At 52.6% G+C, this 10,620-nt stretch carries 13 protein-coding genes; 7 read left to right on the forward strand and 6 right to left on the reverse strand.

Translation table 11 applies throughout. From position 1 onward, the window contains the following. Positions 1-234: transposase (locus tag ACEQ15_RS11485; protein ID WP_370279329.1), on the forward strand; the 234-nt coding region annotated here is incomplete at its 5' end. A gap of 483 nt (positions 235-717) precedes the next feature. Here the strand turns inward: ACEQ15_RS11485 and msrA are convergent. Next, positions 718-1,218: a peptide-methionine (S)-S-oxide reductase MsrA gene (gene msrA, locus ACEQ15_RS11490; protein WP_370279330.1), complete on the reverse strand. Its 501-nt coding sequence runs from the start codon at positions 1,216-1,218 to the stop codon at positions 718-720. 133 nt (positions 1,219-1,351) lie between these two features. Beyond that, complete coding sequence (locus ACEQ15_RS11495) at positions 1,352-2,041, reverse strand: winged helix-turn-helix transcriptional regulator (RefSeq protein ID WP_370279331.1); 690 nt, start codon at positions 2,039-2,041, stop codon at positions 1,352-1,354. Between the two features lie 138 nt (positions 2,042-2,179). Here ACEQ15_RS11495 and ACEQ15_RS11500 point away from each other — a divergent pair, with 138 nt between their 5' ends. From ACEQ15_RS11500 to ACEQ15_RS11510, 3 genes are all read left to right on the forward strand, one after another. Then, positions 2,180-2,731: a hypothetical protein gene (locus ACEQ15_RS11500; RefSeq protein ID WP_370279332.1), complete on the forward strand. Its 552-nt coding sequence runs from the start codon at positions 2,180-2,182 to the stop codon at positions 2,729-2,731. A gap of 294 nt (positions 2,732-3,025) precedes the next feature. After that, on the forward strand, positions 3,026-3,346 hold the full coding sequence (locus ACEQ15_RS11505) for a hypothetical protein (RefSeq protein WP_370279333.1): 321 nt from the start codon (positions 3,026-3,028) through the stop codon (positions 3,344-3,346). A gap of 185 nt (positions 3,347-3,531) precedes the next feature. Next, the gene (locus ACEQ15_RS11510; protein ID WP_370279334.1) at positions 3,532-4,107 is read left to right on the forward strand and encodes a glutathione S-transferase family protein; all 576 of its coding nucleotides are present in this window, start codon (positions 3,532-3,534) and stop codon (positions 4,105-4,107) included. A 100-nt stretch (positions 4,108-4,207) separates the two neighbouring features. Here ACEQ15_RS11510 and ACEQ15_RS11515 read toward each other — a convergent pair whose 3' ends face one another. From ACEQ15_RS11515 to ACEQ15_RS11525, 3 genes are all read right to left on the reverse strand, one after another. After that, entirely contained in the window at positions 4,208-4,492 is a 285-nt protein-coding gene (locus ACEQ15_RS11515) for a hypothetical protein (protein ID WP_370279335.1), read from the reverse strand. Positions 4,493-4,657: 165 nt separating this feature from the next. Beyond that, on the reverse strand, positions 4,658-5,407 hold the full coding sequence (locus tag ACEQ15_RS11520) for a LuxR C-terminal-related transcriptional regulator (protein WP_370279336.1): 750 nt from the start codon (positions 5,405-5,407) through the stop codon (positions 4,658-4,660). A gap of 273 nt (positions 5,408-5,680) precedes the next feature. Next, positions 5,681-7,639 (reverse strand): methyl-accepting chemotaxis protein, encoded by a 1,959-nt coding sequence (locus tag ACEQ15_RS11525; protein WP_370279337.1) that lies wholly within the window; start codon positions 7,637-7,639, stop codon positions 5,681-5,683. A gap of 334 nt (positions 7,640-7,973) precedes the next feature. Between ACEQ15_RS11525 and ACEQ15_RS11530 the strand changes: the two genes are divergently transcribed. Genes ACEQ15_RS11530 through ACEQ15_RS11540 form a run of 3 tightly spaced genes read left to right on the forward strand, consistent with a single transcriptional unit; the run spans position 7,974 to position 9,863 of the window. Further along, entirely contained in the window at positions 7,974-8,381 is a 408-nt protein-coding gene (locus tag ACEQ15_RS11530) for a ketosteroid isomerase-related protein (RefSeq protein WP_370279338.1), read from the forward strand. Positions 8,382-8,403: 22 nt separating this feature from the next. Then, positions 8,404-8,991, forward strand: a complete 588-nt coding sequence (locus tag ACEQ15_RS11535; RefSeq protein ID WP_370279339.1) for a GNAT family N-acetyltransferase — start codon at positions 8,404-8,406, stop codon at positions 8,989-8,991. Then, a complete protein-coding gene (locus ACEQ15_RS11540) occupies positions 8,991-9,863 on the forward strand; it encodes a carbon-nitrogen hydrolase family protein (protein ID WP_370279340.1) in 873 nt (290 codons plus the stop codon). Before ACEQ15_RS11535 ends, ACEQ15_RS11540 begins: the two co-directional genes overlap by 1 nt. Positions 9,864-9,936: 73 nt before the next feature. On the opposite strand, the gene ACEQ15_RS11545 is transcribed toward ACEQ15_RS11540, so the two are convergent. Further along, on the reverse strand, positions 9,937-10,470 hold the full coding sequence (locus ACEQ15_RS11545) for a methyl-accepting chemotaxis protein (protein WP_370279341.1): 534 nt from the start codon (positions 10,468-10,470) through the stop codon (positions 9,937-9,939). Between the last annotated feature and the right edge of the window lie 150 nt (positions 10,471-10,620).

Genomic DNA, 10,620 nt, shown 5'->3' on the forward strand with positions numbered 1-10,620 from the left:
CAACGCGGTCGCTCCAGCTTAAGCAAGGAAGGGCCATCCCGCATCCGAGCCAAATTGTACATGGCCGCAATCGTCGCCACGCAGCATAACCCGGCAATCCACACGCAGTATCATCGCTTGCTCAGTGCCGGAAAGACCAAAATGCAGGCCTTGGGCGCCGCGATGAGAAAGCTGCTCCAGATCTGCTTTGGCGTGGTGAAGAATCAACGAGAATATATACCTCAAGCTGCTTAGCACATGCTTGAGGCATATCTGGAGAGATGGTATCTACAACGAATTTTAATGGCCCGTATAGCAGAGGGCTTTTACTGCGCTGGTTTGGGAGCGAAGTCTGAGATGCTTAACTCTGGTATGGGCGTTCTTGGTGTGATTTGGTCAACGCGAAGGGGCTGAAAATACGCCATTGCTGTAGGGTAGCCATTCAGGCTACCGGCAGGCTAAAGCCTGCCCTACATGTACCTACGGCTCGTTTCCATGCTTTGCGTGGGAATCCGTACTCTACAGCTGGAGGGCGCATGCGTTCCCACTCAGAGCGTGGGAGCGAGGAAGATCACTCGCCCCCGTTGTAGGTTCACCTTCAGGCTTCTTTTACGCCCTTTAGGCTGCCGACCGCGACCGTTCATAGTGACGATGCGAAATCTATTTTACCCTCGGATTTAGCCGACAACGTATCTGTAGGACAACCTTTAGGTTGCCTATGATCAACGATCAACCTTTTTACTGCTTCTTAGGTAATACCCAATTAGGACGTGGGAAGTTACAGGTATAGCCGTAAGGGAAGCGTTCCAGGTAATCCTGATGCTCGGGTTCTGCTTCCCAGAACGCACCGACCGGTTCAACCTCGGTTACCACTTTGCCCGGCCAGAGGCCACTGGCATCCACATCCGCGATGGTATCCAGGGCGACCTGTTTCTGCTCGTCATCCACATAATAGATTGCTGAGCGATATGAGCTACCGCGGTCGTTTACTTGCTGATTAGGCGTGGAAGGGGCGTGGATCTGAAAAAAGAACTCCAGCAACTGACGGTATGAGATCAGAGACGGGTCGAACAGTATTTCGATCGCTTCAGCATGAGTACCGTGATTGCGGTAGGTGGCGTTTTCTACGTCACCGCCGCTGTAACCCACGCGTGTGCTGATCACACCCGGTTTTTTGCGGACCAGATCCTGCATTCCCCAGAAGCAACCCCCAGCAAGAACTGCGCGTTGTTGTGACATCCTGATCTCCTTTACGTTGTTGAGATGGCTACCGTAACTGGTTGTTTTTAAATAGTCACGGACTTAAAACTTAAGTGGTGCTGATCTTGAATTAATGGTTAGACTGCAAATGTGTACGGTCGTTTCGCGCATGTTAGCGGCTTCCTGAATGCGGGTTGGCTGGTGAATATACAAAGAGCGGAAACCAGGAATTCAGGTTATGGAGGTAGATGGATGAGCCGACGATTTTCAGGCGCTTATCCGCCTGTGCGGTCGCCAGGCTGGTGTCTCCCATCCATACCTCCGTCATGGTGCGCAGATCGCTGGTGAAATAGACGTCGACCTCATAACCGGGATTGTCCAGGCAGAGTTCCACCTCGCCGTTGTCGATCTTTACCCACCATTGATCAAATCGTATCAGATCGGTGTAGTGGAATTTCAGAATCACACGACCACCGGGTAGTTTGTCCGGATCCAGTCGTTTCTGGATATCTGCCATCAGCAGTTCAACATCCAGTTCATCATCGCTCATGGTGCGTCGTGCCCAGCGCATCCCCCATTGTGCCATCTGGTGAATCAGGGGAGAGAGTTCCCGTCCGCTTTCGGTGAGTTGGTATTCATCCCCCTGCTGTTCCGGTATGGATTTCCGCACGATGACACCCTGTGTTTGCAGTTCCTTGAGACGCTTGTTCAGGGTGGTGGGTGATATCTTCGGAATGGCCCGTTGAATCTGATTGAAACGGGTTGCACCAGCGATGAGCTCTCTTACGATCAGCAATGTCCATTTCTCACCAAGTACCTCGGCGGTTTTGGCAACCGGACAGAACTGGTTGTACTTGATCATGCATCTCTCTCTGCACGGGTGTTACGCAAGGGGGACTACAAAAAGTGTAGTGGTTTACTACATGTCATGCAGTATTCCGGTTTCCTACCCGGCATTAAGGTGAAGCTGTACTAACAAAAAACACAGCGGAGGCCAGCCATGTTGCCCAGTAAATTAAAAGCTCAGTTGTTTAATAGCATGTCGGTGAAAACCATGCGCTACGTAACATCCGTACCAACAGAGGAGGCTAGCGGTGTGGTTAAACGGATCTACGATATGATCGCGGATGATTTCTTTATCAACGGTTCCCTGACCAGCCACTCCAAGGTGCCACCGCTGTTGGCGGGAATATGGACGGCGGGACGTGAGACGATGCTTGTATCGGATCGTGTTGATCGCACCACCAAGTATGCGATGTGTGCCACGCTCTCCCGCCTCAATGACTGTCCCTATTGCGGAGACATGCTGGTCAGTCTGGTTCACGGAAGTGGCGAGCACCGAGCCGCTTCACAAATTTTCGCAGAAATGGAAGGGGAGATCAGTGACCCGGTGCTTCGGGAGCGACTGATGTGGGTTCTGGCCCTGTCGAATGAGGGACCTGACGGTATTCCACCGGCCCCGTTCAAGGAGGAGCAAATGCCTGAGGTGATTGGCGCGATGATGGCGATGAGCCATATCAATCGCTTCAGCCATGTGGTGATGGATGGATAGCCAGTTGGCGCACCGATGGGGATGCAGGGTGTTAAGTCTGCCGCACTGAAGTTGTTTGGTGAGGAGCTAAAGAGTACGACGGAGAGCTATGTAGAGCCCGCCCGGGCGTTATCCCTGCTGCCCGCCGCCCCTTTGCCGGAAGACATGACATGGGCACATCCCAATAAGCGGATAGCGGCAGCGCTCGCGCGTTGGGCTCATGTGATTGAACAGGAAGCCCGGAAGGAGGTATCGCCGCAGGTCCAGGCCTTAGTGGCAGAGAACCTTAGTCAATGGCACGGAGAGCAGATGCCCATGAGCCGGGGATGGGTTGATCAGGAGGTCAAAGGACTGACGGGAGAGGAGTGGGCCATAGCCCGCTTGGCTTTGGTGATCGCTAAAGCGCCATACCAGGTCGATGAGTCGTTGGTGGAGGCGGTGTACAGCATCAATCGTGACGAGGCACGGTTGATTCGAATTCTGGCCTGGGCTTCGTTTACTGCTGCTCGTCGTGTAGCTCAACGCATTGCTGCGGCAGGTGTTGTTTCCGCAGACGATCAAGTGGCTTCAGTAACCGAAGCTGCGCGTACACAACCGGTGGAGACGACAAAGGATTCCATAGCTGTATCCCAGTAATGTCAAAGAGTGCCCAACTTTGATGGGGGCAGAAGCGAAATCGACGATTTGGTTCCGGATGAACTGTTTCGTCGATTTTTGCCATCCGGCCCCCGCTGAAGACCTTCCTTTTGCCTATTCGGGCGAAGGTATGTTATTGCTCTTGCAGCTCAGTTCTTAAACCCTACATGTAAAGGAAGAACCTCATGTCGATGACTCTCTATGGATCGCTGCCATCACCTTATGTACGCCGGATTCGCATGCTGATGGATGGGATGGATTACCACTTTGAGGCGGTAGATATCTATAACGATGCAAAGCGTGCCGAGTACGCAGCCGTGTCACCGATCAAGAAGTTGCCGGTGCTGGTGGATGGCGATCAGACCGTCTTCGATTCCCATGTGATTTGTGAATACCTGCGTCGTAAGCAGCAACTGCCTGAGCAACCAATCTGCGAACAGAATTTGATTGCAGCCATCGATGGTGTGAATGATTCACTGATCGTGCTGTTTATGGGCAAGCGCTCCGGGCTGGAGGTGTCGCCAGAAACACTGCTGTTCAAGCTGCAATTGGAGCGCATTCCAGACACGTTGGCATGGCTGAATACTCAGGCCGAGCAGGGGGCGTTCGATGAGTGGCATATGGCAACCATTGCGCTGCTGGCACTGTTGGACTGGGCGGAATTCCGAAATCTGTACGATTTCTCCGAATATCCGGCGTTGCTGGCAGCCCGGGACTCTCACCAAACGCGGGAGATCGGCAAAAACACCTATCCGGAATAAGCTGTAGCTCGTTATTGGTAGGTCCGGTTTGCAGCTCCTTCGGTGAAGGAGAATCGAAAAAGAGCAGCATGAGGGGCCTGTGCAAACTGTTAGATCCGGTTTACTGAATGGTCGCGCAAAGCTTGAAGGTGCGGGCGTTGTTTCTAAATGCTTTGATACGCACTGTATCGGAGATGTAACTGCCCTTATCCTTAAGCTGCGCGATGACAAACGACGGCAGTTTTCCGCGCTCACCGTCTGGCAGGTTCTGCTGGATGATTTTGATAAAATCCGGGTCTACTTCCCACAACGCACCCTGAAGGTCACAGATGGCATGACCTGATTGACTGTTGAGATGTGACTTGCAAGCGCTGCAGGTAGCAGATTCATGGTGGTAAAGGGGCATAGCATCTCTTCCAATGATGTGCTTTCTTTAATGGCCGCTAATTAAACAGTAGTTTCCTTTTCAACCAAATTACATATATCTGTAATTCTTACATTTTGATGATCTTTGTTTCTGGAGAGGTATACCTACCGGTGACTTTGTAAGAATTCATGCCAAAGAGTACTGTCAGGGAATAAGGCGCAGGATCAGGGCTTTGGCGATAAGCTGATCGCGGGTGCGGGCGTTTAGTTTCTTTTTGGCGTTGCGGATGTAGATGTTAACGCTGTCGATTGAGCGGTGAAGTTTCTCGTCACTGATCTGCTTGATGGAATATCCTTCGGCTAACCACTTCAACGTTTCGATCTCCATCGGGGTCAGTGCTTCCAGCGTGCTGACGGTGCTCTGCTCAAGGATATGGTTGCCGCTGACCTGCCGAACATGCATGTCAAAGATGGTTGATATGGCGATCAACAGGTCTTTAAAGGGCAATACGTCTTGTAAAAACGCCTGCTTTTTAATACCGGACGCACTCAATCCGCATGATCCCCAGAATCCTTCGACCCCGGTATGGATAGGCAATGTAAAGCCGTACTGAATATCAAAATCTGCTGAGATCTGTTCTACCTTATGGAATTTCTCCGGCAGCTCCATTCTCTTGTTTATCGGGTCATTCCAGACCAGTGGAGTGTTCCGCTGCTGACTCCAGAAGACCGTTGCATCCGCTTCTGCGCCGCCGGCATCCTCATATGCCTCCAGAAAGTTCTGGCGGTAATCACTGAAGGCGATGTAGTCACTATCGCCGAGAAGTATCGCGTAGATCGATTCGTTGATGCCAAAACCCCCAAGCGTCTCGGCGTAACGGCAGTAACTTTGCTGAGCGGTGGTGCAGCTTTGTAACTGAATGATGAAGTCAACGATTACGCGATCCTGCAGCATGTCATCACTGGCGTTATCGCCGTCCTATATTAGATTTGGCTAACGAATGTATAAATTGCGATCAGAAGTATATGGGTGCTCAAAAATTAGGTAAACATGTACTTTTTATAGAGATTCAATTTTGTATCGCATATTGGTGCCAAGGTTGCATGCTGGGCGTGGCACGTTACTCATGTTTTGAGGTAGGAAATAGAGGTGATGATATTGAGACGGGGCGGGAAGGTGGCCCTGGTGAGAGCACCAGGGCCGAAGAGAGTTTAGGTATAATTCAGTTTAAACCTTAAACAGTCCGACCTGTTCATGCATGCCTTCGGACAGTCGGTGCAGCGTGCGGGAGCGTTCCAGTCGGGAGTCGGCATCCGCGGACATCTGGTCGGCGATATCCTTAATCTGACTGGTGTTGTCGGCGATACCTGCATTCACTGAACTCTGCTCTTCCGTTGCCGTCGCGATCTGGGCCGACATATCACGAATATTGTTCACAGATTCCGTAATTTGTGTCAGTTGCTCGTAGGCCTGGTTGGCTTCTTCAACGGTACCCTGCGCCATCGATTCGCTACGTTTCATGATATCGACCGCTTCCTGCGTGGCAGACTGCAGTGTGCTGATCATGTTACGGATATCGTCGGTGGAGCGGGTGGTTTTCTGTGACAGATCCCGGACTTCATCGGCGACAACGGCAAAGCCACGGCCGTGTTCGCCTGCGCGTGCCGCTTCGATTGCGGCGTTCAGTGCAAGCAGGTTGGTTTGCTCCGCAATGCCCTGAATGGTCGAAAGGATGCTGTTGATCTCCTGAGAGTGATCGCTTAGACGGCTGATTACCTCGGAGGCATTCCCCACTTCGGTGGCGAGATTGCCGATGGAGTCACGCGCGTTCATCACCACTGATTGGCCGTGAGCACTGTATTCAGCACTTTCGCTGGCAGTGTGGGAGGTCAGTTCCGCATTTGCGGCGATCTCCTGAGTTGCTGAGGACATCTGTTCCACAGACGTGGCGACCAGGGTGATCTGATCAAGCTGCTGTTTAACCTCGGAGAGCGACATATTGGCGCTTTCAGCGGCAGCTACAGAGCTGGTTTTCAGTTCATCGGAAAGGCCGACGATCTGGCGGATAATCGACTGCATCTTTTCGATGAATTTGTTGAAGGAGGTAGCGAGTTCACCTACTTCATCCCGGGACATGATCTCTAGGCGGACGGTTAGATCCCCTTCACCGTCAGCAATACCTTTCAGCATCCCGGCAACGTTATCTATCGGGAGAGTGATCAGTCGGGCGACGATACCGCCGATGACGATAAATATGGCACTCAATACCGCCGCAATCACGACGGAAAGCCACGCAATCTGGTTGGCGGTGGCAAAGACTTCACTCTCCGGTACCAGTGCGACAAAACGCCAACCCAGGGACTCAGACTGCACGATGTTTGCCAGGTAGGTTTCACCGTCACGCTCGATCTCCAGCAAGCCGGAGTTAGTGCTTAGCAGTTGTTTGAACAGTGGAGTGTCGATTTCGGTGACTTTCTTGAAGTTGTGATCAGGGATCTTCGGATCAACCAGCACGGTGCCGTTATCTTCAATCAGCAGCACGTGTCCGGCATCGCCGATCTTGATGTTCTTCACGATCTCGGTGAGCTCTTTTACGGACACATCCATCGCCTGCACGCCGATCACGGTGCCTTGCTCGTTCGTAACCGCTTTTACTGTGCCCACGTAGGTGGCGTCGTCACCCGCCCAGTAATAGGCACCGGTACGGCCTACCTGATTCGGGTTCTCCATCGCTTTTTTGTACCACGGACGTCCGCGTGGATCGTATGGGTCTTTCATCGGCACATCGGGCCAGGCCAGATAGCCGCCGTCACTGCGGCCACCGTATACGTAGGCCAATCCTGGGTGGGTTTCGCCAAACTTCTCGTACAGCTTGTACAGTTCTGCTTCTTTACCGCCGGTTGCGATATGGCTTTTGAAGTTACCCGGCCCCTGGGTGAAGTTAGAAAGTGTGAAGCTGTCATCTTTTACCAAAGGGTGTTCAGCCAGGAACGATACGTTGTCGGCGATCCCTTTGAAGAAGATCGAGAACGCATTATCTATCTGGGTGATCTCTTTGGCGGCACTATCCCTGAAGTTGTTCAAAGCGGCTTCCCGCGCTTTGTAGATGGCAAATGATGAAATGACAAAGACTGGAATGACCACGGAGATGGTTATTACAGCCAGTAGCTTTGTACGTATTTTCATAACTGCATTCGGCCCTGTAATTATTTTTTGTGTTGGGAGAGTTTGTTGTTCTTATTGTTTAGGCTTTTAGACCAAAGTATGAATGGAATCTGGTCCAGTATAGACGGGCGTTTTTGATAGAAATTTACTTGTAGCGACGTATAGCTGGCTTTTTTGTCGCATAGAGAGCAGTGCTGCCGGCGTATTCCTGATTCACTGTGGGGTCAGCTGATTTCAGCCTCTGAATGGTGAGAACAGCGCATTGATGGACGGTGCGTATTTATCTCGTACCGATCGAACAGCTCTTTTGTTGGGTGGTTATACCCGACCATGTCGTGGATAGATTTAAGTAGCTATGAACAAGAACACCGTTGAACTGTTGCAGCAGTACTATGACGCCTTTAACCGCCAGGATATGGAGGCCTTCCTGAACCTGCTGACCGAAGATGTCGTGCACGATATCAACCAAGGCGGCCGCGAAGTGGGTAAAGCGGTGTTTGCAGCGTTTATGGATCGGATGAATGCCCACTATCGTGAGCAGATTGTTGACCTGTCTATCAGCAGCAATGAAGAGGGAAGTCGGGCGGCCGTGGAGTTTCGGGTGTTGGGCGAGTACCTTTCCACGGATGAGGGCTTGCCAGAGGCAAACGGTCAGACATACGATCTGCCCGCAGGCGCCTTTTTCGAGATTAGAGACGGTAAAGTGGCGCGCATCACCAACTACTACAACCTGCAGGACTGGATTGAACAGGTCTCCCGGTAACGCAGGTCGCGGAGTAAGACGAGTGTTAAAAATCCAGTCGGTTAGCGGCGAGGCGTTAAAGGACTGCATCCCGGCGCTGGCAGCGCTGCGCATACGCGTATTTCGCGAGTTTCCCTATCTGTACGACGGCGATCTGGCGTATGAAGAGGAATACCTGAACACCTACGTACAGGCACCGGACAGTGTGATTGTTCTGGTGTTTGATGGCGATGAGGTGGTTGGCGCGTCGACTGCGATACCGATGGCCAACGAAACCATCGAGTTTAAGCAGCCCTTTATCGACGCAGGTTACAACCCCGATGGGATCTACTATTGCGGTGAGTCCGTCTTGCTGCCGCAGTATCGGGGGCTGGGTGTGGGTGTTGCGTTTTTTGAGCAGCGCGAAGCCCATGCCGCCAAACTAGGTGGCTTTACGCACAGTTGTTTCTGTGCCGTGGAGCGCCCTGAAGATCATCCCCGTCGGCCTGCGGACTACGAACCACTGGACAGGTTTTGGCAGAAGCGTGGATACCACAAGACACCGGAACTGGCGACGACCTACAGCTGGAAAGATCTGGATGAAGCCGAGCAGTCCGCCAAGCCGATGACGTTTTGGATGAAGGCTCTGTGATGGAAAAGCTCAGGATTGCGGTCGCACAATACGATATTGGCTTCTTTGAGCACTGGTCTGACTATGCCGATAAGCTGGAACATTGGGTGAGCGATGCGGCCGGGCAGGGCGCTAAGCTGCTGGTGTTTCCGGAATACGGCAGCATGGAACTGGCGTCGCTGTTCGGTGAAGTGATCTACTCAGACCTCAGTAAGCAGCTGGACGCGATGCAGTCGATCTATCCGGACTGGGAAGGGTTACATTTGGCACTGGCTAAACGGTTTGATCTGCTGATTCTGGGGGCGAGTTACCCGGTACAGCGGGAAGACGGCAGCTACCTGAACCGCGCAACTGTGTTTGGTCCGGACGGCGTGATTGGCTCGCAGGATAAGCTGGTGATGACACGTTTTGAGAACGAGCAGTGGTTGATCTCCGCCGGAGACAAGATCCGGGTGTTCGACACGGGCTTCGGCAAAATAGCGATCAACATCTGCTACGACTCGGAGTTTCCTCTGATAGCCCGTCAGCAGGTGGAGGCCGGGGCCGATCTGATTCTGGTGCCGAGTTGCACCGATACGCAAGCGGGGTTCCACCGTGTTCGTTTGGGTTGCCAGGCGCGGGCGTTGGAAAATCAGTGTTATGTGGTGCAGTCACCAACCTTTGGTGAGGCTGCTTGGTCGGAGGCAGTTGATATCAATACCGGACGCGCCAGTGTGTATACGCCGGTCGACTATGGATTCCCGGACAACGGCATATTGGCTGAAGGCGATTCAGAAAAGCCTGGCTGGGTGTATGCCGATCTGGATCTAAGCGAGATCGCCCGTATCCGGCAGGAGGGGCAGGTTTTTAACTATCGGGACTGGCCACGGCAGTTTGATCTGAAGGTCGGTTAGTGCCAGAGGGTGTTTGGAAAGAAGGCGGTCGCTGATATCAGTGCCCGCCTTTTCTTTTCTAGTGAGTAGGGCGTTACAGCTTGAACTGTGCCAGCACCTTACGCAGTTGTTCAGACTGTTGCTCCAGGGAGCGGCTGGCGTCACTGTTAGAACGTGCACTGTCTTCGGTGCGGGTTGTGGCCTGGCTGATGTTGGTCAGATTTTCGCGGGTGATGTGGGTCACCTGGGCCTGCTCTTCAGTGGCCGTCGCGATGAGCAGGTTTAACTGATTGATACGGTCGATATCACTCGATACGGTTTCGATCAGGCGATAAACCTGCTCGGATAGCTCCACGTTTTCCTGCGCCATGATGCGGCCTTTCTGCATGGTGTTAACCGCGGTGCCAGCCCGGGTATGCAGAGAATCCAGCAATGCGCGTATCTCCTCGGTGGCTTGTTGGGTGTTCAGTGAAAGGGCGCGTACCTCGTCTGCCACCACCGAAAATCCACGTCCATGATCACCAGCACGCGCCGCTTCAATCGCAGCGTTCAGGGCGAGCAGATTGGTCTGTTCCGCGATGCCCTGAATCACGCCGATAATGTTACTCACCTGAATCAGTGAATTCATCTGCTATTGCCGTGCCACCGCATTGAATATAACCACATTCTTTAACACCGCTCGATCTTATCCGGATTCTGCCGCCGCATCTGCGCTACTGCAGCATCATTCACCGTCTTCTCCGACGTTTTTTTGCTCTGAATGCTATCGGGAACCACA

The sequence above is a fragment of the Pontibacterium sp. genome (genome assembly GCF_964228735.1).
Taxonomy (GTDB): Bacteria; Pseudomonadota; Gammaproteobacteria; order Pseudomonadales; family Balneatricaceae; genus Pontibacterium.